Genomic DNA, 20,088 nt, shown 5'->3' on the forward strand with positions numbered 1-20,088 from the left:
GAAGTACTAGCGTTGCCTCATCGGCTAGCAACACTAGATTCCGGAGAGGGTCATCATGCTCAACGCACTCGAGGTCGTCACCACGGTGGTCGTCGGCGTGATGGTGGGGGTGGAGTTCTCCGTCGCCTTCGTCATCAACCCGATCCTCAACGCACTCCCCGACGACAGTGGCCAACTCGGCCGCGCCCACGGGGGCCGGATGCTCGGCGCCGTGATGCCGGTCTGGTACATCGGCTCTCTCGTTCTCGTCGCGGTCTGGGCGATCGCCGGATGGCACCACCACGGCACCGGGCTCGTCGTCACCGCCGGCGCGCTGCTGATCTTCAGCGTGATCATGTCGATTCTGCTGCTCGTCCCGATCAACAACCGGGGCAAGACCTGGACCCCTGACAACCGGCCCGCCGACTGGAAGCAGCAGATGAACCGCTGGGACCGCTTCCACTACGTCCGCGTCGCCGTCATCATCGCCGCCTTCGCCCTGCTGGTCGCCGCCCTCACCTGAACCCGCGGGCTCACCCGCCGGTCGTCAGCCGCAACCGCTCGGCCGTGCGCCCGAAGTGCAGTTCCTCGGCAGGCGTCAGGAAAGCCTCCACCGCCGCAGGCTCCAGCCGTGCACCCGGTCGACTGGGACGAGGTCATCAAGTCGGGCACCTTCACCGTCCTGGAGGGCCCTGTCCAGCGCTTCGGTGCCCGCGGCACCGCCACCTCCGTCTACGTCCAGGACCGGACACCAACACCCTCGAACTCCGCTGGTATCCGCAGGACGCGGCTCCAGCGACACCCACTGACCGATAGCGAGAGGAAGTACCGAAAATGGCCAAGCTGCAGAGTCTCGACCCGCACACGCCGATGTTCGCGCAGTTCAAGGAGAAGACCGGGCCCATCGTCCTGGCCAACACCTTCTTCGTCCCGAAGGAGAGGACTGAATCGTTCCTGGCCCTCTTTCGCAGGCAGGCCGAGTTCATGAAGGCTCAGCCGGGATTCGTCTCCCTGCAGATGCACAAGGGAACGGCGGACAGTCAGCTTCTGATGAACGTCGCGGTCTGGGAGTCGACCGAGGCGCTTGCCACGGCGTTCGGCAGCCCGGAGTTCCAGCGCATGGCGGCCGAGTTCCCCGACGACATCGTGTCGTACCCGCACATCTTCGAGCAGATCGACGTATGACACGGCGGCTGTCCACGCCCTCGAACTGCTGGCGCAACCGCTCGGGGTACGAGCCGTACTCGCCGGTCGGCAGGTACCGCTCGATGAACTCCCACTCCACATCGGTCAGCTGCGCACGCGTCACGCAAGACGATCCACCGGGCCGAAGATCAGCACGAGGGGAGAACCCGCTCATTGATCACGACCCGATACGCGCCCCAGGGGTGTCTCCTCCTAGGGCTGCGGATCCCGCGCGTCGTAGCGGGCGAAGGCGCGGCGGCCGAGGCCCAGTCCGGTCACCACCAGAACGCAGGCCAGGCCGCCGCCGATCACCGCGGTCGCCGGGGAGGTCAGGTCGGCCGCCGAGCCGGCGAGGAAGTCGCCCAGCCGCGGGCCGCCGGCGACCACGACGATGAAGACGCCCTGGAGCCGGCCGCGCATCGCGTCCGGCGTCGCGGCCTGCAGCATGGTGCTGCGGAACACCATCGAGACGGTGTCCGCACAGCCGGCCACGGCCAGGAAGAAGAGGCCGAGCCACAGCTGCCGGGAGAGTCCGAAGCAGGCGATGGCCGCGCCCCAGGCGGCCACCGCGATCAGGATGGCAAGGCCGTGCCGGCGGATCCCGCCGAGCCAGCCGGAGAACAGCCCGCCCAGGACGGCGCCCACCGCGGGCGCGGCGACCAGCAGGCCCACGGTCTTGGCGTCACCGCCGAACCAGAGCACCGCGACCGCGGGGAACAGTGCGCGCGGCTGGGCGAGCACCATCGCCGCCAGGTCCGAGAAGAACGTCATCCGCAGATTCGGCCGGGTGGCGAGGAAACGCAGGCCGTCCAGTACGGAGGCCCGGCGCCGCGGCCCCTCCCCCTGGTCGGGGCGCATGGACGGCAGCCGCCACATTGCGTACAACGAGCCGCTGAAGGCCGCCACATCGATCAGATACGCGGCCTGGTAGCCCCACAGACCGACGATGACACCGCCCAGCATCGGCCCGCCCATCAGACCGAGATTGCCGGTCAGAGAGTTGAGGGCGTTGGCCGCCGGCAACTGTTCGGTGGGCAGCAGCCGCGGGATCATCGACGAGCGGGCCGGTGAGTTCATCGCAAAGCACACGGCCTGGAAGGCGACGACGGTGTAGAGCAGCCAGACCCGGTGGTATCCGGCCACCGCGGCGGTGGCCAGCGTGAGGGACATCGCGGTGGCACCCGCGGCGCTGTAGAGGCCCAGTTTGCGGCGGTCGACGGTATCGGCGATGGCGCCGCCGTACAGCCCGAAGACGACCAGGGGGACCAGCGAGCACAGGCCCACCAGGCCGACCGCGAAGGTGGAGTGGGTGAGGGTGTAGACCTGCAGGGAGACCGCGAGCGCGGTCATCTGCTGGCCCATCCAGGAGATGGTGTTGCCGCACCACAGGCGGCGGTAGTCCGGGGAGAGGCGCAGCGGGGTCAGATCGGCGAATATCCGGGAACGCGGCGGTATTTCGCTCTTCTCGGGGGTCGTTGTAGGGGCCACGCGCCGCAGTAAAGCACGCTGCGGGGGCGCGCCGGACGGCAGGGCGGGAAGCGGTGCTCGGGCCGATCGCCCCTTACGTGCGGGCGTTCGGTACGTACGGCCGTAGTGGGCGCGTCCGCTCCCCGCGGGACCGGTCAGCTGTCCGGAAGGCCGTAGACCCTGCGGGCATTGTCCGCGGCGATCATCGCGCCGACCCGCCGGGCGTCCTCGGCCGACCATGCCCCGGAGGCCGTCCAGTCGCCGAGGACGGTCGCCAACGCGGTCCGGAAGAGTGCGCTGCCGACGACATACAGCTCCGGAAGGCCGTAGGCATCGGTGGAGAAGAGCAGTTTGCCGAACGGCGCCAGCTCCAGGAATTCGGCGAGCACCGCCGCGGCGCGCGGGCCGGTGTGGGTGAGCGTCAGCCCGATGTCGGCGTAGACGTGCGGGAAGGCGCTCGCCAGGTAGGCGGCCTGGCGGTGGTACGGGTAGCAGTGCAGCAGCACGAGGTCCGTGCCGGTGTCGGCGGTGGCCCGGACCAGGTCGGTCAGCAGCGCCGGGTCGGCGTGGTCGAGCCGGAGGTCGGGGTCGCCGAAGCCGGTGTGGAGCTGGAGGGGGCGTCCGGTGGCCACGGCCAGCTCGATGAGATGGCGCAGCAGGACCGGGTCGGTGAGCCGGGGCGCGCCCGCGGCCAGCCAGGAGCGGGCGGCGGTGTGCACCGCGCCGGGGGCGGGCGGCGCGGGATCCAGGGCGAGGCCGTGGCGATAGGCGGCGACCGATTTGAAGGCGACGGCGGTGCGCGCGGCGTCCCGGACCGCGCGGGCGACGGCGTCGGTGAACTCCTCGGCGTCGCCCACGGCCGCCGCGGTCAGCTCGGCCAGCCGCTCCAGGCGTACGACCTCGAACCCGGCGCCGCCACCGTCCTGGGCGGTCTCGGCCGGGCCCGTCAGGTCGCCGGGCAGCCCGGTGTCCAGGAGGTAGGCGCCGATGCCGGTGGCACGCAGCAGACGGCGCCGGGTCTCGTCCGGGCCCAGTTCGCCGCGGCGGGCCAGATAGCGGTCGGGCGGGCAGTGCGCCGGCAGGTCGAGCAGCGGCGGGCACCAGCGGCGTACCGCGAAGCCGGCCTGGGTGTCGAAGAAGGTGGTGCCCGCCGCGGGCGGCCGGTCCGATTCGGTGAGATACCCGGCGAACGTCCCGGGGTCCGGTAGGCGCCGGAGCACTCCGTGGCAGTGGTGGTCCACCAGCGGCGGCAGGCCGTCGCCGGCGCCGGGGACGCTTCCCGGGACGTCCGCGGGCATCACCAGCGCCAGCGGGTGGCGGCGGCGATCGCGTCGTCCTCGCTCTCGGCGAAGTGGGCCTCCTCCGCACGGCGGACGGCAAGCACCGCGCCGTGCAGCACCTCGCCCATCGCCTCGTACAGCGGTGCCGACTTCTCCAGCCGGTCGGCCGCCTCGGTGAGGGTGGCGGGCAGCCGGACGATGCCGCGCCGGGCGCGCTCGCGGACGCCGAGCACGCCCGGGTCGCCGGTCTGCGGTTCCGGCAGCTGGGTCGCGGACTCGATGCCGTGCAGTCCGGCGGCGAGGACCGCGCCGACCGCGAGGTAGGGATTGGCGGCGGCGTCGAAGGTCTTGACCTCGGCGTGGCCGCCGTCCGGGTCGTCGGGTGCGCCGGTGATCAGACGGAGCGCCGCCTCCCGGTTCTCCACGCCCCAGCACTGATAGACGCCGGCCCAGTGGGAGGGCTGCAGCCGCAGATAACTGGCCGGTGAGGGGCAGCCGATGGCGAGCAGCGCGGGCAGGGCGCCGAGGATGCCGCCGAGGAAGGCCGCCGCGTCCGGCGCCAGGCCCCATGGGGCGTCGGGAGTGCGGTGCAGGCTCGTGCCGTCGCGGGACAGGCTGAGGTGCAGGTGGCAGCCGTTGCCGACCTCTCCGGCGACGACCGACGGGGCGAAGGAGGCGCGCAGCCCGTGCCGGGCGGAGAGGGCGCGGATGGTCTCGCGCACCAGCACCACATCGTCGGCGGCGCGGACCGGATCGCCCGGGGCGGTGGTGACCTCGAACTGGCCCGGGGCGTACTCGGGGTGGAGCTGGAGGACGTCCAGGCCCTGGACGCTCAGCGCCTCGGTGACATCGCGGAGGTAGTCGGAGAGTTCGACGACCCGGGTCATGCCGTACGCGGGGCCTGCGCAGGGGTAGTCGAGCGGCTCGTCCGCGTCGGTGACGGCCGGGTGCCCCGCCGGGGCGCGGGTGACCACCCACTCGGTTTCGAAGCCCATCCGCAGTTCCAGGCCGGCCGCGGCCGCCCGTTCCGTCATCCGCCGGGCGAACTGCCGCTGACAGGCGGGGTGCGGCAGGCCGAGCTGGTCGTAGCGGTCCGCCGGCGCCCAGGCCCAGCCGGGCTGTGCGGCGAGCGTGGTGACCCGGTCGAGGTCGGGAAAGAGCCGCAGGTCCCCGTCGGGCCCGCCGAGGTGCTCGGATGCGGTGATGGCGTCGTCGGAGGTGAACACGTCGAAGACGGGCGACATCCCGATGCCGCGTTCCGCCGCGGCCGCGAGCCGTTCGGCCGGAACGGTCTTGGCGCGGGTGACACCCGCATTGTCCACCCAGGTCAGCGCCACATTCCGGACGCCTTCCGCCGACAGGCGTGCCGCCAACTGGCGGGCTTCCTGGCGCTGTTCCGCAGCCCGCGATCCCATACAACCGTCCTCACTGACCGTGCCGATGCCTCGGCGCCCGTTCCCGCTGTCTGCCCGTGCCGGTGCGGCTCGATGCCTCCCCGGTCAGGAGCAATTGAACTCGCACCATACGCACTTTCCGCTGCCCCGCGGTTCCACACCCCACACGTCGGCCAGGCGGTCCACGAGCAGCAGACCGCGGCCGGAGACACCGGCCTCACCCGGCTCGCGGCGCCGCGGCAGACTGCTGGAGTGGTCCTCGACCTCCAGTCGCAGCAGCCGCCCGACGCTGTGCGGCATCCGGATGTTGACCACGGCCTCGCCGTCGGTGTGCAGCAGCGCATTGGTGATCAGCTCGTCGGCGACCAGCTCGATCTCCTCGGCACGCTCCGCGGCGCCCCAGGCGCGTACCGCGGCCCGGATCATGTGCCGGGCGGCGGACAGGCCCTCGGGGTCGGCGGGCGCGATGTGCTGGCGGAACCGTCCGACGGTGTCGTGCTCGGGCGCGCCGAGGCGGCGCATCAGGAGCAGCGCCATATCGTCCTCGCCGGTCCGCTCGTCCGCCGACTCGCAGAGGCGGTCGGCGAGTTGCTGGACGTCCTGGGGGCCCTGGCGTACCTCCCGGGCCAACTGGCGCATCCCGTCGTCGAGGTCGGTGCCGGGCTGTTCGACGATGCCGTCGGTGCACAGCAGCAGGGTGTCGCCGGGGGCGAGCAGGACGGTGGTGACCGGGTAGTCGAGCCGCCGGAATTCGGAGGAGATACCGAGCGGCAGCCCGCCGGCCACCGGCAGCCTGCGGCAGATGCCCTCGACGTGCCGCAGCAGCGGGTCGATATGGCCGGCCCGGACGATCCGGGCCGCGCCGGTGCTCAGATCGGCGTCGACGTAGATGCAGGTCGCGAAGCGGTCGGTGTCGAGCTCGTTGAGGAAGGCGGAGGCGCGGGCCATGACGGTGGCCGGGGCGTGCCCTTCCGCGGCGTAGGCGCGCAGCACGATCCGCAGCTGGCCCATGAGCGCCGCGGCCTGGGTGTCATGGCCCTGGACGTCGCCGATGACGGCGGCGACCCGGCCGTCGGGCAGCGGAATCACGTCGTACCAGTCGCCGCCGATGTCCCGGCCCATCCGGGCGGAGCGGTAGCGGACGGCGATCTGCGCACCGGCGACGCCGGGGATCCGGCGCGGCAGCATGGCCTGCTGGAGGCCCGCGGCGAGATCGTGTTCCTGGTCGTAGAGCATGGCGCGGGCCAGGCTCTGCGCGATGCTGCTGCCGAGCGCCACCAGGACGTTGCGCTCCTGGTCGCGGAACTCGCTCTCCCGCTCGAAGAAGAGGCCGATCACGGCGATCGGGCGGCCCTGCGCGATCAGCGGCAGATAGGCGGCGGAGTGGACGTTCAGCGGTTCGATGGCCGGCCACAGCCGGGGGTAATCGCGCTTGAATTCCGCGCGGCTGCGCACGTAACGGGGAGTGAGGGTGCGGACCACTTCGCTCATCGGGAATTCGTCGCCCACCCGTGTGTACTCCAGGTCGGGTACATAGCTGCCCGCCTTGCCCTCGGAGATCAGCCGGATACGTCCCGCCTCGACCAGCCCCAGGATCACGTTCTCCGCACCCAGCCGGCTCAGCCCCTGCTCATCGGCGAGCACCGCGATCACTTCGCCGACCGTGCGGGCGTGTGCCAGGGCTGCGGTGGTGCGCTCGACGACGCTGGTGTGCCGGCGGCGCTCCTCATCGACCGCGAGCCGCTCCGCCGCGTGGGTGTATTCGTGGCTGGCGTCGCGGACCACCCCGATGATGCGGCGGGGCCTGCCGGTGCCGTCCCGGCGGATGCTGCCCTGGCTGTGGGTCCAGCGCAGCTCGCCGTCGCGCAGCCGCACCCGGAAGTAGGCGCCGTAGGAATCGCTGCCGTCCTTGAGTGCCCGCGCGACCAGCGCGTCCAGCCGGGCCGCCTCATGGGCCGGGACGCGACAGCCGAGCGTGGCCGGACGGTCGTCGTACTCCGCCGGAAGCATGTCGAACACCTCGAGGGCGGGCGGGTCCATGTGCATCAGCCCGCTGTCGAGGTCCCAGTCGAAGCCGCCCATGCGGTTGAGGGCCAGGGTCAGGTCCGGGTGGGCGGGCCAGTCGTCCGGCACCGACACGGTGGGCCGCTTCGCTCCCCGGTCAGCCATGTCGTCACTTTGCCACATTCACCCGGATTGCGGCGTGTCCAGCCCCCTCCCCCGCCTTCTCCTCGACATCACCGGCCATAACACTGACTCATGCATCAGTCACCCCGCAACGCCCTCCCACAAAACCCATCAGAACAGGCATATAGGCGACTTCACCACCGCCCGACCGTTGCGATGTTCTCAACACGCTGTTACGGTCCCGGACCATGAAGGACGCCCCCGAAGCCCGGATCGCCGAAGACGCCGGAGATGTCACGGAACGTGTCCGTCAGGTGATCGACCGGCTCGGCTGCAGCCACCGCGAATTCGCCCGCCGGATCGTGATGGACCCCTCGAAACTGTCCAGGTCACTGGGGGGCACCCGGCGTTTCACCCTGGCCGAGATCGTCCGTGTCGCCGATATCGGCGAGGTCGACACGGGCTGGCTGCTCGGCGCCCCCGAGCGGCCAGCGGCGCCGCCCGGCCGCGAGCCGGTGGCCGTGCCCGAGGGCGGCCGGCCACTGCAGATCGTGCGGGAAACCGTCCGGCTGATCGCCGAGCACGGCTTCCACGGCGTACGCGTCGCCGATATCGCGGCCGCCTGCGGCACCAGCCCGGCCGCCGTGCACTACCACTTCCCCGGCCGCGACGAGCTGCTGGAAGCGGCCGTGCGCTGGTGCATGGACGAGGACACCGAACGCCGCGCCGCCGGCCTGGCCGCGGCCCCCGACGCCCGCGGCGAGCTGCTGCATCTGATCGCGCTGCAGACGCCGCGCACCGAGCAGCAGCGCCGGCAGTGGCTGGTCTGGCTCGATCTATGGGCCCAGGCCGCCCGCTCCACCGCCGTGGGGCGGCTGCACGAGCACTACTACCGGCAGTGGCGCACCACCGTCGCCGAGGTCGTACGCCGCGGCGTCGACCAGGGCGTCTTCCGCGCCGTCGATCCGGAGTTCGCCGCTCTGCGGCTGACCGCCCTGATCGACGGCCTGGCCACACAGGTGCTGGCCACCGCCCCGGACAGCACCGGCCCCGACACGATGCACTCCGCGCTGCTGGCCTTCGTGGACAGCGAACTCACCGCCTCCGCCGGCTGAGGCCGCCGCTCCCCCACCGCTCCCCCGCCCCGAGGCACGACACCCACCGAAGGGATCCCCCGTGAACAACGAGGTCATCATCACCTGCGCGCTCACCGGCGCCGGCGACACCGTCCGACGCTCGCCGCACGTCCCCGTGACGCCCGAGCAGATCGCCACGTCGGCCGTCGAGGCGGCGTCCGCGGGCGCCGCGGTGGTGCACATCCACGTACGCGACCCGGAGACCGGCGACCCGTCGCGCGACCCGCGGCTGTACGCCGAGGTCGTCGAGCGGATCAAGGAGACCGGCACCGACGTCGTCATCAACCTCACCGCGGGCATGGGCGGCGACCTGGTGATCGACCCCGAGCAGCCGCTCCGGCAGCTGCCCGGTACGGACCTGGTGAGCGGCCTGGAGCGGCTGCCGCACGTCGAGGAACTGCTGCCCGACATCTGCACCCTGGACTGCGGCTCCCTCAACTTCGGTGACGGCTCCAACCTCTATGTCTCCACCCCCGACATGCTGCGGGTGGGCGCCCGGCGCATCCAGGAGCTCGGGGTACGGCCCGAGCTGGAGATCTTCGACACCGGTCAGCTGTGGTTCGCCAAGCAGCTGCTGGCCGAGGGGCTGCTGGACGACCCGACGATCTTCCAGCTGTGCATGGGCATCCCGTGGGGCGCGCCGGCCGACCCGGGCGTCCTGCAGTCGATGGTGAACATGCTGCCCGAGGGCGCCGAGTGGGCGAGCTTCGCGCTCGGCCGCATGCAGATGCCGTGGGTCGCCCAGTCGATCCTCCTCGGCGGCAATGTACGGGTCGGCCTGGAGGACAACCTCTACCTCGGCAAGGGCGTCAAGGCCACCAACGGCCAGCTCGTCGAACGCGCCGTCCGGATCACCGAGTTGCTCGGCGCCACGGTCGCCACCCCCGACCAGGCACGTGCCCGGCTGGGCCTGAAGCCGCGCGCCTGACCACCTCCTCGCTCTCCTTCCCTCCTCTCCACCAGGAGCCGCTCCCCCATGCCTGAAACCACCCCTGCCCCCTGTGCCCCTGAGGACGTACGCCGTATCGCCTGTATCGGCGCCGGAGTGATCGGCGGCGGCTGGGTCGCCCACTTCCTCGCCCGCGGCTACGACGTCACCGCCTGGGACCCGGCCGCCGACGCCGAGGAGAAGCTCCGCCGCCTGGTAGGTGCCGCCTGGCCCGCGCTGGAACAGATAGGCCTGGCCGACGGCGCCTCGCAGGACCGGCTGACGATCGCCCCCACCCTCGCCGAGGCGGTCGCCGACGCCGACTTCGTCCAGGAAAGCGCCCCCGAGAAGCTGGAGTTGAAGCGCGCCCTGCTCGCCGAGCTCGCCGCCGCGACCCGTCCGGGCGTGGTCATCGCCTCCTCCACCTCCGGCTACCCGATGACCGATATGCAGACGGCGGCCGAGGACGCCGGCCGCCTGGTCGTCGGCCACCCCTTCAACCCGCCGTACCTCATCCCGCTGGTCGAGGTCGTCGGCGGCGAGAAGACCGACCGCGAGGCCGTCACCTGGGCCGCGCGCTTCTACGACGTGGCGGGCAAGTCCGTGATCACCATGGACCGCGAGCTGCCCGGCTTCATCGCCAACCGCCTCCAGGAGGCCCTCTGGCGCGAGGCACTGCACATGGTCGCCAACGGCGAGGCCTCGGTCGAGGACATCGACGCCTCGATCACCGAAGGCCCGGGGCTGCGCTGGGCGTTCATGGGCCCCTGCCTGACCTTCGCGCTGGCCGGCGGCGAGGGCGGTATGGCCCATATGCTCGACCATTTCGGCCCGTCCCTGAAGTCGCCGTGGACCCGGCTGGCGGCGCCCGAACTCGACCGCGAGCTGCGCGATGCCATGGTCGACGGCTGCGCTGACGCGGCGGGCGACCGTACGTACGCGGACCTGGTCGCCGAACGCGACCAGGGCGTCATCGACGTCCTCCGCGCCACGGGCCGGCTGGGGAACACGCGATGACCGGCCACCCGCCGAGCGGGCTCCCCCTCTTCCACCAGACCGTCCAGGACGACTGGATCGACTACAACGGCCACCTCAGCGAGGCCTACTACGTCCTGATCTTCGGCTTCGCCACCGACGCCCTGATGGACGCGGCCGGACTCGACGCGGCCTACCGCGAGGGCACCGGGTGCTCCCTGTACACGGTCGAGGCCCACGTCCGCTATCTCCACGAGGTCGCCCGCGACAGCGAACTCACCGTCCGTACGACCGTGTTGGGCGTCGACCGCAAGAAACTGCGCGTCCTCCACGAGATGTTCGCCGGCACACCGTCCGGCTCCCCGGTGGCCACCGAGGAGCTGTTCACCCTGCACGTCGACCAGGCCTCCGGGCGCGCGGCACCACTGCCCGAAGCGAGCCGGGAGTACTTCGCGGGGCTCCTTGCCCCGGCACCCCCGTGGGCGGGCAACGGGATCCGGGAGGTGCAGCCGCACCGGTGAGGACCGCAGGCGCGGCCGGGGCGTCGCTCCGGACCCGGCCGTGCCTCCCGTCGGCCATGCCGCCCATCGGCCGGGCCGTCCGCGTGGTCCCGGTGCCATCCTGGAAGGAGCGAGGATCTTCACCACTCACCGAGGGGAAGCGACCATGACCGCCACCAAGGGCCATCACATCGAGGTCAAGCAGGGCACCGACCACGTCCGCGTCACGATCGACGGGCGGCTGCTGGCCGACACCCACCGCCCGCTCCTCCTCCACGAGACCGGCTACCCCGTGCGCTACTACCTCCCGCCCGAGGACGTCCGCACCGAGCTGCTGACGCCGTCCGAGACACACACCGTCTGCCCCTTCAAGGGCACCGCCTCCTACTGGTCGCTTCCCGGCGGGCCGGAGGACATCACGTGGGCCTACCCCGAGCCGCATCCCGAGGTGGCGCAGATCAAGGACCACTTCTGCTTCTACGAGGTCGACCCGGACTGACTGACCGGGGAGCGACGGCCGCCCAGGCCCCGGGAACAGCGGGCCGCGGAGTCACGGGCTGGGCACGTTGCCCCGCCGTAGGGGCGTGCACCCCCTCCTCCGACGCGAGGCACCCGCACAGCGCACAATCGAAGGGTGAACGACGCGGAGCGACCCCAGGACGAGCCCGGCACCTCCCGCGAGCCCGGCGTGCCTCCCGCGCGCGACGAGGGCGGCGACCCGGCCTGCTGGCTGGACCAGGTGTGTGCGGCCTGCGGCCGGATCCGGGAGCGGCCCCGCGGCGCGGTCTGCGAGCACTGCGGCGCCGGGCCGGAGGAGACGACCGCGGGGGAGGAGCCGAGCGGGGCACCAGCATCGGCCGACGGCCGGCGGGCCGCACGCCGGGACCGCGACGAGGAGGGCCGGGCCCGCAACGCCCGTCCGCGCGACGGTCTCGGCCGTCCGCTGCCGTACGGCTCCCCGGGGGTGGCACGGCAGCCGGAGGGGGTGCCCCGTACGCCTGCACAGTCGCTGGCCGAGGCGCAGCGGCTGCTCGACGACGGGATGCCGTTCCACGCCCATGAGGTGCTGGAGGACGCCTGGAAGGCCGCGCCGGAGGCGGAGCGGGAGCTGTGGCGCGGGCTCGCCCAGCTCGCGGTGGGACTCACCCATGCGGCGCGCGGCAATACCGTGGGCGGTACGGCGCTGCTCGAACGGGGTACGGCGGCCATCGCGCCGTATGCGGATGGCGCCCCCCACGGGATCGATATCGCGGGACTGATGTCCTGGGCCGGGGAGCTGACCGGGCGTCTCACCGGCACCGGGGCCGTACCGGCGGCGGAGACCGCGCCCCGGCTGCGGGCCACCGGGGACGGGACCGGCGACCGGCCCATCGGGGACGGGACCGGCGACCGCCCCAGGGCCGGCGGATGACGCCGGGCTCCGCCGGGACGAGCGGAGCCGCCGCCTCTCTGCCGTAGGCCACGGGCCAACCGGGCCCTCAGCCACCGGCCCCCGGGGCTACGCCGTGCCTCCCCCGTGCCCGCCGCGCCCGCGTGCCTGCCGCCACCGGGCGAGCAGGGCGCCCAGCCCGATCGCCGCGACGCCGGCGCCGCCCGCCCCCAGGACGAGGGTGGAGCGCCAGGGGGAACCGCCGCGTGCTTCGGCCTCGGTGACGTGGGCGGCCACCGGGCGGAACGCGGTACCGCCGTGATAGGAGGTGCGGACGGCGTGCAGCGTGCCCACCGGCTGGGCACTGCCGTCGGTGTCGAAGCCCCAGTCCAGCAGCGAACCGGCTTCCTTGTAGACGGCGTTGTTCTCGTTCGACTGCGGGTTCAGCACGGTGACGATCAGGGTGCGGCCGTTCCGCCGGGCGGCGGCGATCAGGGTGTTGCCCGCCTTGGTCGTGTAGCCGTTCTTGACGCCGATGATGCCGGGGTAGCGGGACAGCCCGTGCGAGCCCACCAGCAGGCGGTTGGTGTTCTCGATCTGGGTGGTGCCGCCGGTGCCGGGGAACGCGGCGCGGGCGGTGGCGCAGTAGCGGGCGAAGTCGTCGTTGGCGAGTCCGGCACGGGCGAAGACGGTCAGGTCGTACGCGGAGGACACCTGGCCGGGCGCGTCATAACCGTCCGGGGACTTGACGGTGGTGTTGCGCGCTCCGAGTTTGCGGGCGGTCTCCTGCATCTCCTGCGCGGTGTTCCGCCAGCCGCCGTTCATCGCGGCCAGCACATGCACGGCATCGTTGCCGGAACGGAGGAAGACCCCGCGCCACAGGTCGGCGACGGTGTAACGGCCGCCCTGCCGGACCCCGACGACGCTGCTGCCGGCCCCGACGCCCGCGAGATCCGTCGAGCTGACCCGGCGCACGGTGCCCGCCGAGAACTTCGGCAGGACGGTGACCGCGAACAGCGTTTTGAGGGTGCTGGCCGGGGCGAGCCTGCGGTGCGGGTTCTTCGCGGCCAGCACGCTGCCGGTGTCCGCGTCGGCCACTATCCAGGACAGGGCGGACAGACCGCCGGGCAGCCTCGGTATGCCGGGGGCGGCGGGGACCTGCACACCGGCACGGGCTGCGGCGGGCTGACGGGCCGTCGAGCCGCCGGCCGCGGCCGGTATGGACGTCAGCGACACACCGGCGACGGCGATCAGCGTCATCGCCGCTGCCTTCTTGGACACACGCGCGTCAATTGCCATGCCGTCACGCTAAGAAGCGGTGCCGCTACCCGCAGCGCAGTTGAGCCAGACGGACCATGAGGGTTGCCGCGCACCCGGCGTGTCGCAACTGCAACCGGTGCAAAGAAGGACCCGCCCGGTGCGACGGGGGATGCACACCGGGCGGGTCTCAGAGACCTTTCTACCGCATGAGCGAACAGTTATGCCTCAAAAACTTGTTCGTTTGCCGTCTACCAGGCGACGGGGAGCGAAATCAGGCCACGTGCCCGCAGCGCCCGACGGTGCCGCAATTCACCACGCGGGACGTCCAGCCGCAGCCCCGGGAAGCGGCTGAGGAGCGCATCCAGCGCGATGACGGCCTCCATACGGGCCAGCGGGGCACCGAGGCAGTAGTGGATGCCGTGCCCCAGTGCGAGGTGCCCCGAGAGGTCCCGGCCGCGGTCGAAAGTGTCCGGATCGGCAAAGCGCGCCGGGTCGCGGTTCGCGGACGCTATCGACAGCAGCACGCTCTCCCCGGCCGCGATCCGTACGCCACCGATCTCCAGGTCCTGCTTGGGGAAGCGACGGATAGCCACCGGGGAGGGGCCGTCGTAGCGGAGGAACTCCTCCACAGCGGTGGGCAGTTCGGCCGGATTCCGCTGCAACTGGCGGAGCTGGTCAGGATGGTCGAGCAGGGCGAGCACGGCATTGCCGATGAGGTGGACGCTGTTCTCGTACCCGGCGAAGAGGAGGAGGAAGGCGAGCGAGGTCAGTTCGTCCTCGGTGAGCCGCCCGCCGCCCTCCCCGTCGCCCTCGCCACCGGCCTGGTCGTCGCGTACCGCGATCAGGTCCGAGAACAGATCATCGCCCGGCTCCGCACGCTTGGCCGCGATCAGGCCGGTGAAGAACTCCAGCATCGCCCCGATCGCCTCCTTCATCAGCTCCGGCCGGCTCGGATCCGGTGTGATGAGCGCGTTCGACCAGGCCAGGAAGTCGCGGCGGTCGCTGTGCGGGATGCCGAGCAGATCGTAGATCACGGTGATCGGCAGCGGACCCGCGTAGTCGGCCATCAGATCCGCACGGCCGCGCTCCGCCATCGCGTCCAGCAGCTCGTCGGCGACCTGCCGTACGGGCGCCCGCAGCGCCTCGACCCGGCCCGGGGTGAAGGCCTTGGCCACCAGGCGGCGGATCCGTGTGTGGTCCGGTGGATCCATGTTCAGCAGATTGGCGTCCAGCGCGGGCGGCAGCGAGAACCCGCGGTAGCCGCCGGGCGCGGCATGGCGCTTGTCCAGCGAGAGCCGGGGGTCGGCGAGGGCGCGACGGACGTCGTCGTAGCGGGTGACGAGCCAGGCGGGGTGGCCGTCGGCGCCGGTGATCCGGTGCACCGGGCCGGCTTCGCGCAGCGCGGCGTAGGCGGTGTACGGATCGTCGAGGAGGGGCGTCACGTCGATGGGGGCGTCGGAGCCGGTATCGGCGGTGTTCTGCATGATCCCGACCTTAGGGCCGGCCGGGGCCCGCCCGCCCGACTCCCGGCCCTCGCACGCCATCTGACGACGGCGGCACCGGTCCGTCGGACCGGTGCCGCCTGTGGGGTCGGGCGGCCCGGACCCCCGTGCCGGGCCACCCCGTCTCTGTGGTTGTTCCTCAGCCGCGCACCACCGAGCTTCGCTGGCGCAGCTCGGTGAGCACGGTCGCGATCAACGGCGAGTGGTAGACATCCGCGACCAGCGCCAAGTGCTCGTACTCCGCGCCGAGTTCGGCCGCCGTGCCGCTGGAGACCACCACGCTGTCGGCCCCGTGGGCGGGGACATGGCCCACCGCACGGTTCTCCAGACCACGGCGGAGTGCGGCGGCCTCCGCGACGGCCGCCAACTGCCGGTCGTCCAGGGCGACCGCGCGGGCCCGCTCACGGGCGATGTCGACGGCGTCGGACTCGACATGGCGGCGGATGCCGCGCTGTATGTCACGGATCTCGGCCATCTGCCGGTTGGCCCGCCACTCCAGATCCGCGAACGGCCACCGTACGGACCACGCCGAGGCCTCCATCGTGACCTCCGGGGAGTGGGCGGTGACGGTCCGCCAGAGCGGGGAGAGACGGCGCAGCCGGCGCCAGGCGGCGACCCGGGGACCGGCCGCCGGCAGCGCGAATCCGGCGAGGACCATGAGCGCCGCGACCGAGGCGCTCAGCGGCGCCACACCGTTGGAGAGCCAGGGCGCCGGGTGGCCCGCCCAGGACAGGACGAAGCCGATGACCTTGCAGCCGCAGTAGCCCAGGCCGAGCCAGCAGCCCGCGGCCAGCAGCCGCAGACCGCGCGCCAGATACGTCCTGCCGAGCCGGGCGGCGAGCCGCGGGCACAGCGTCCCCAGGGCCGCGGAGCTCATTCCGAAGATGGCCAGATACAGCACCAGGAAGAGCATGACTCCGGGCGAGTCCGTGTACGCGGTGCTGAAGTCGCGGGGGTGCTCGACCGCGTCCGGCCTGCCGAGCACGAACCCGGTGATCGCCACCGCCCACAGCGCGGCCACACTCCCGACGGCGCCCCGCGCCCTGACCCGCGCACGGGCCCGCGCGGCCGCGCCCTCGCCCGCCGTCCAGCGCAGCAGCAGCACCAACGCGCCCGCGGCGAACACCACGACGGAGGAGTAGAGGAAGACCATGGCGAGGTTGGCCACGCCCGTCAGCCGGTCGAAGGCGCGGTAGACGCTCGGCGCGGAGAAGAGGAAGACCGTGGCCACACCACCGGTCATCACACAGGCCAGCCCCAGGTCCGCATTGCTGCGGTCGCGGAACCAGGCAAGGGACTTGTACCCGACGATCGCCCAGGCGGCCACGCCGAACGACAGATAGATGACGTCAAACACGCGGGCCCCCGTCCCCCGCCGCGCCCGCACCGACGCCGTCGGAACCCTCGCCGCCGGACGGCGTCTCCTGGCGTCGCCGGAGGTGCTGGAGCGCGGGCCCGAGCGCCGCCGCCAGCTCGGCCGCCTGTCCCTCCAGGGGGAGTTCACGCTCGCCCGCGGACGGCGCCACCCGTTCCATGAGCAGCGTGCCGAGCACTTCGGTCTCCCGCTCGGCGAGGTTGTCATAGCCGTGGTGCCGGGCGAAGCCCATGGTCAGGCCCATGCGCCGCATGGCCGTCGCCACATCGACCGAGGGCGTCCACAGCTTCAGCGCATCCTCGGTGACCGCCGGATCCTGGCCGTGCCCCAGAAGGAGATGGCTCAGTTCGTGCAGCACGATGTGGGCCTGGTGCCAGGGTGAGGTCTTGAGCTCGTAGAAGACCCAGTAGTCGTCGTCGGTGACGGCCGTCATCCCCGAGACCACCCCGCCCAGGCTCATCGGCACCAGATGGACGGGCCGCGCCACACGCGCGGCGACGATGTCGCACATCCCGCGCAGATCGGTCGTGGCGGGCAGTGCCAGCTCCTTGATGAGCCGCTTGCACCGCCTGCGTATCTGCCCCACTCGCATGCTCGTCCCGTCCTCGTGTCCGGCCCGCTGCCAGGAAGCGAAAATCTGGCCGCGCTCAGCGGTCCGCGTCAGCTCACTCACCGCGCCGGTCACCGCCCCGCTCCGGCGGATCGGCCGGCAGATTCATCTGCTGCCGGAACTGGGAGATGATCGTCGTCAGACTGTCCTGCACCTCCGGCGGCAGCCCCACGGAGCGCAGCGCGATGGCGCGCACCCGCTGGTCCCGCATGGCGGCGAGGAAGCGGACCTCTTCCTCCACCCGCGCGGCCTGCGGCTGCGAGAGGTCCCCCAGCAGATAACCGACCGGTACGGCAAAGAACTTGGCCAGCGCGCGCAGCAGCTCCGGGCTCGGATTCGCACGCCTGCCGTTGCGCAGCATCGACAGATACTGCTCGGTGACCTTGACCTCGCCGTACTCCTCGTCCCCACCGCTGATTTCGTCAGCCACATAGGCGTTGGTGTACGGCGCCCCCGGCGGATGCATATTCGCGAAGAGGTGATTCAGCCGCTCCGCGAGCGTGCTGCCCGCCTCGTCGGACCGGCCGTCGCCCCCCACGCTCATGCCCACCGTCCCCCATCGATCGACCCCAACGAACAGTTAAGGCACCGTCATCGCCGCCCTCATCCTGCCACGGGGAGAACACGGCGCACCAGTCCACTTACGGACAGTAGCGACCGCCCGGCTTAACCGGGAGTTGAGTGACGGTGCCTCCCGGGGGCTGACGCGCCCTGTCGGAACGGCGTCGGGGTGTGCGACGAGGACGGGGGCGGCTTTGCGTCGTGCAGGGGCGGCCGGGACAACCGCCCCCCTACCCGCGGCGGTTATGGGTGCCCGGGGTGTATCCGTAGGCGCGGCGGAAGACGTCGATGAAGGCGCTGGTGGAGGACCATCCGCAGCGGTGGGCCACGGCGGTCACGGGGGTGTCGTCGGCCAGCATCTTCAGGGCGTGGTAGAGGCGCAGTTGGGTCCGCCACTGGGGAAAGGTCATCCCGAGTTCGGAGCGGAAGAGGCGGCTGAGGGTGCGCTCCCCGGTATGCGTGTGGGCACCGAGCTCCGCGAGGGTGCGGGGGTCGGCGGGGTCGTGGTGCAGGAGGGCGCAGGCGGCGGCCAGCCGCGGATCGGCGGGCGAGGGGAGCTGTACGGGCTGCTGGGGGGAGGCGCGGAGCTGATCGAGGAGGACGGCGCGCAGGCGGTCGCGTTCGGGCCCGGTGTCGGTGGGGTCGCGGGTGTAGGCGAGGATCAGCTCGCGCAGGAGGGGGCTGACGGCCAGGACGGTGGGCGCGTCCAGCCGCAGGGGGTTGTCGCCGACCGGCAGGCCGAGGGTGTGCAGGTCGAGATGGCCGTAGGCGCGATGGGCGTGGACGGTTCCGGCCGGGACCCAGATGGCGCGGGTACCGGGGGCGAACCACGTGCCGGCGTCGGTGGTGACGGCCAGGACGCCGGAGCCCGCGTAGACGATCTGGTGGTTGTCATGACGGTGGGCGTCGATGCGTTCGCCGGCTGCCAGCGCCAGCGTGTGGGTCGGCGCGGCAGGCGTGTGGCGGATATTCGACATACCTTGGCATTTTATCGGAAGCGTGACACCTGGGCGACGGTGACGATCGAGGGGTGTCAACCAACCCATCACCGGCCCGGTCCGCCAAAAAATCCATCGGACTGCTGTCCCTGGGGCACGCCTGCGTGGACATCTACCAGGGCGCCGTGGCCGCACTCGTACCGTTCTTCCTCTCCGAGCGGGCCTATTCCTACGCCGCGGCCTCCGGCATCGTCCTGGCCGCCTCCCTGCTCTCCTCGGTGGCACAGCCGCTGTTCGGCGCGCTGACCGACAAATGGGCGTTGCCCTGGCTGCTGCCGGTGAGCACCCTGACAGGGGGCGTCGGCGTCGCGCTCAGCGGCATCAGCGGTTCCTACGCAGTGACCCTCGCCGTCGTCGCCGTCGCCGGGATCGGGGTGGCGGCCTACCACCCCGAATCCGCCCGTATCGCCCGTATCGCGAGCCGCGGCAGCCACACCGCGATGGGCCTGTTCTCCCTCGGCGGCAACGTCGGCTTCGCGGCCGCTCCACTCATGGTCTCCGCCGTCATGGCCACCGGCGGACTGCACGCCTCCCCCTTGCTGGTCGTCCCGGCCCTGGCAGGCGCCGCCCTGTGCGTGGCCGCACTGCGGACCCTCACTCCTCCCGCCACGGCCGCCGGCACCGCATCCGCTGCGGCCCGCCCGGCGGGCAAGGACGACTGGCCGGCCTTCCTCAAGATGTCCGGCGCCATCGTATGCCGCTCGATCGTCTTCGTCGGCCTGAGCGCCTTCATCTCCCTGTACGCACGCCAGCGCACCGGAGGCGGAGAATTCGCGGGCACCGCGGCCCTGTTCGTGCTCTACCTCGGCGGCGCGATCGGCACCGTCGCCGGCGGCCGGCTCGCCACCCGCTACGGCCGCATCAAGGTGGTCCGCTGGTCCTACGCCCTGACAGTCCCCGCCGTCGCCGGCATCGTCCTGACCCCCGGCCCACTCCTGTACCTGTTCACCGCCCTGACCTCGGCCGGCCTGTACGTGCCCTTCTCCCTGCACGTCACCCTCGGCCAGGACTACCTCCCCCGGCGCGTCGGCACCGCCAGCGGCGTCACCCTGGGCCTGACCGTCAGCGTCGGCGGCCTCGCGAGCCCTCTCATCGGCGCCGCCGCCGACGCCACGTCCCTGCAGACCGCACTCACCCCGCTCATCGCGCTGCCCGCCCTGGGATGGCTGCTGCTGCGTACCCTGCACGAACCCGAGATGCCCGAAACCACCGCAGCCGCCGCACCGGCCCCCCAGCGCAACACCGCGGCCGGCTCCCGCCCTTGAGACGGACCGGGAGTCCGACGGGGACCGGGCACGGCAGCTCCCCGAGGCCGTCGCGCAAGCGGCCGACGCCCACGCCGCGCCAGGGCACCCCGCCCGGCCGGCGGCCGTTCCGAGCCGCCGGGCCGGCACCGGCACACACCCACACAAACGACCGGGGCCGGCCGGCGGAGGGGAACT

General features: G+C 72.1%; 19 protein-coding genes and 1 pseudogene. 10 read left to right on the forward strand and 10 right to left on the reverse strand.

Annotation, left to right across the window (positions count from 1 at the left end; translation table 11 throughout):
- Nucleotides 1-55: 55 nt before the first annotated feature.
- The 3 genes and pseudogenes from ACWGI6_RS30560 (at nucleotide 56) to ACWGI6_RS30570 (ending at nucleotide 1,164) form a co-directional block, all read left to right on the forward strand.
- A complete protein-coding gene (locus ACWGI6_RS30560; RefSeq protein ID WP_453270506.1) occupies nucleotides 56-502 on the forward strand; it encodes an anthrone oxygenase family protein in 447 nt (148 codons plus the stop codon).
- A 108-nt stretch (nucleotides 503-610) separates the two neighbouring features.
- Nucleotides 611-795, forward strand: a pseudogene (locus ACWGI6_RS30565) (hypothetical protein); the annotation flags it as partial.
- A gap of 18 nt (nucleotides 796-813) precedes the next feature.
- Entirely contained in the window at nucleotides 814-1,164 is a 351-nt protein-coding gene (locus ACWGI6_RS30570) for an antibiotic biosynthesis monooxygenase family protein (RefSeq protein ID WP_451816647.1), read from the forward strand.
- Nucleotides 1,165-1,377: 213 nt separating this feature from the next.
- Here ACWGI6_RS30570 and ACWGI6_RS30575 read toward each other — a convergent pair whose 3' ends face one another.
- The 4 genes from ACWGI6_RS30575 to ACWGI6_RS30590 all read right to left on the reverse strand — a co-directional run bounded on the left by ACWGI6_RS30575 (nucleotide 1,378) and on the right by ACWGI6_RS30590 (nucleotide 7,474).
- Nucleotides 1,378-2,652, reverse strand: coding sequence for an MFS transporter (locus tag ACWGI6_RS30575; protein WP_453270507.1), 1,275 nt, complete (start codon nucleotides 2,650-2,652; stop codon nucleotides 1,378-1,380).
- Between the two features lie 134 nt (nucleotides 2,653-2,786).
- Nucleotides 2,787-3,929 (reverse strand): amidohydrolase family protein, encoded by a 1,143-nt coding sequence (locus ACWGI6_RS30580; RefSeq protein ID WP_453270508.1) that lies wholly within the window; start codon nucleotides 3,927-3,929, stop codon nucleotides 2,787-2,789.
- Nucleotides 3,929-5,326 (reverse strand): glutamine synthetase family protein, encoded by a 1,398-nt coding sequence (locus ACWGI6_RS30585; RefSeq protein ID WP_453270509.1) that lies wholly within the window; start codon nucleotides 5,324-5,326, stop codon nucleotides 3,929-3,931. Before ACWGI6_RS30585 ends, ACWGI6_RS30580 begins: the two co-directional genes overlap by 1 nt.
- 84 nt (nucleotides 5,327-5,410) lie before the next feature.
- Entirely contained in the window at nucleotides 5,411-7,474 is a 2,064-nt protein-coding gene (locus tag ACWGI6_RS30590) for a SpoIIE family protein phosphatase (RefSeq protein WP_453270510.1), read from the reverse strand.
- A gap of 206 nt (nucleotides 7,475-7,680) precedes the next feature.
- Here ACWGI6_RS30590 and ACWGI6_RS30595 point away from each other — a divergent pair, with 206 nt between their 5' ends.
- The 6 genes from ACWGI6_RS30595 to ACWGI6_RS30620 all read left to right on the forward strand — a co-directional run bounded on the left by ACWGI6_RS30595 (nucleotide 7,681) and on the right by ACWGI6_RS30620 (nucleotide 12,382).
- The gene (locus ACWGI6_RS30595; RefSeq protein ID WP_453270511.1) at nucleotides 7,681-8,547 is read left to right on the forward strand and encodes a TetR family transcriptional regulator C-terminal domain-containing protein; all 867 of its coding nucleotides are present in this window, start codon (nucleotides 7,681-7,683) and stop codon (nucleotides 8,545-8,547) included.
- 61 nt (nucleotides 8,548-8,608) lie between these two features.
- Nucleotides 8,609-9,496, forward strand: coding sequence for a 3-keto-5-aminohexanoate cleavage protein (locus ACWGI6_RS30600; RefSeq protein ID WP_453270512.1), 888 nt, complete (start codon nucleotides 8,609-8,611; stop codon nucleotides 9,494-9,496).
- Between the two features lie 48 nt (nucleotides 9,497-9,544).
- Nucleotides 9,545-10,513 (forward strand): 3-hydroxyacyl-CoA dehydrogenase NAD-binding domain-containing protein, encoded by a 969-nt coding sequence (locus tag ACWGI6_RS30605; protein WP_453270513.1) that lies wholly within the window; start codon nucleotides 9,545-9,547, stop codon nucleotides 10,511-10,513.
- Nucleotides 10,510-10,992, forward strand: a complete 483-nt coding sequence (locus ACWGI6_RS30610; protein WP_453270514.1) for a thioesterase family protein — start codon at nucleotides 10,510-10,512, stop codon at nucleotides 10,990-10,992. Before ACWGI6_RS30605 ends, ACWGI6_RS30610 begins: the two co-directional genes overlap by 4 nt.
- A gap of 145 nt (nucleotides 10,993-11,137) precedes the next feature.
- Nucleotides 11,138-11,470 (forward strand): DUF427 domain-containing protein, encoded by a 333-nt coding sequence (locus ACWGI6_RS30615; RefSeq protein ID WP_453270515.1) that lies wholly within the window; start codon nucleotides 11,138-11,140, stop codon nucleotides 11,468-11,470.
- 261 nt (nucleotides 11,471-11,731) lie between these two features.
- Complete coding sequence (locus ACWGI6_RS30620; RefSeq protein WP_453270523.1) at nucleotides 11,732-12,382, forward strand: DUF309 domain-containing protein; 651 nt, start codon at nucleotides 11,732-11,734, stop codon at nucleotides 12,380-12,382.
- An 87-nt stretch (nucleotides 12,383-12,469) separates the two neighbouring features.
- On the opposite strand, the gene ACWGI6_RS30625 is transcribed toward ACWGI6_RS30620, so the two are convergent.
- The 6 genes from ACWGI6_RS30625 to ACWGI6_RS30650 all read right to left on the reverse strand — a co-directional run bounded on the left by ACWGI6_RS30625 (nucleotide 12,470) and on the right by ACWGI6_RS30650 (nucleotide 18,625).
- Nucleotides 12,470-13,639 (reverse strand): D-alanyl-D-alanine carboxypeptidase family protein, encoded by a 1,170-nt coding sequence (locus ACWGI6_RS30625; protein WP_453270516.1) that lies wholly within the window; start codon nucleotides 13,637-13,639, stop codon nucleotides 12,470-12,472.
- A gap of 209 nt (nucleotides 13,640-13,848) precedes the next feature.
- Entirely contained in the window at nucleotides 13,849-15,084 is a 1,236-nt protein-coding gene (locus ACWGI6_RS30630) for a cytochrome P450 family protein (RefSeq protein WP_453270517.1), read from the reverse strand.
- Nucleotides 15,085-15,241: 157 nt separating this feature from the next.
- Nucleotides 15,242-16,459 (reverse strand): MAB_1171c family putative transporter, encoded by a 1,218-nt coding sequence (locus ACWGI6_RS30635; RefSeq protein ID WP_453270518.1) that lies wholly within the window; start codon nucleotides 16,457-16,459, stop codon nucleotides 15,242-15,244.
- Nucleotides 16,452-17,063 (reverse strand): hypothetical protein, encoded by a 612-nt coding sequence (locus ACWGI6_RS30640; RefSeq protein WP_393907890.1) that lies wholly within the window; start codon nucleotides 17,061-17,063, stop codon nucleotides 16,452-16,454. Before ACWGI6_RS30640 ends, ACWGI6_RS30635 begins: the two co-directional genes overlap by 8 nt.
- Nucleotides 17,064-17,142: 79 nt before the next feature.
- Nucleotides 17,143-17,631, reverse strand: coding sequence for a helix-turn-helix domain-containing protein (locus tag ACWGI6_RS30645; protein WP_393907878.1), 489 nt, complete (start codon nucleotides 17,629-17,631; stop codon nucleotides 17,143-17,145).
- 247 nt (nucleotides 17,632-17,878) lie between these two features.
- Nucleotides 17,879-18,625, reverse strand: a complete 747-nt coding sequence (locus ACWGI6_RS30650) for an AraC family transcriptional regulator (protein ID WP_453270519.1) — start codon at nucleotides 18,623-18,625, stop codon at nucleotides 17,879-17,881.
- Between the two features lie 53 nt (nucleotides 18,626-18,678).
- Here ACWGI6_RS30650 and ACWGI6_RS30655 point away from each other — a divergent pair, with 53 nt between their 5' ends.
- Nucleotides 18,679-19,911, forward strand: a complete 1,233-nt coding sequence (locus tag ACWGI6_RS30655; protein ID WP_453270520.1) for an MFS transporter — start codon at nucleotides 18,679-18,681, stop codon at nucleotides 19,909-19,911.
- Nucleotides 19,912-20,088: the final 177 nt, after the last annotated feature.

This window comes from Streptomyces sp. NPDC054786, from assembly GCF_053611685.1.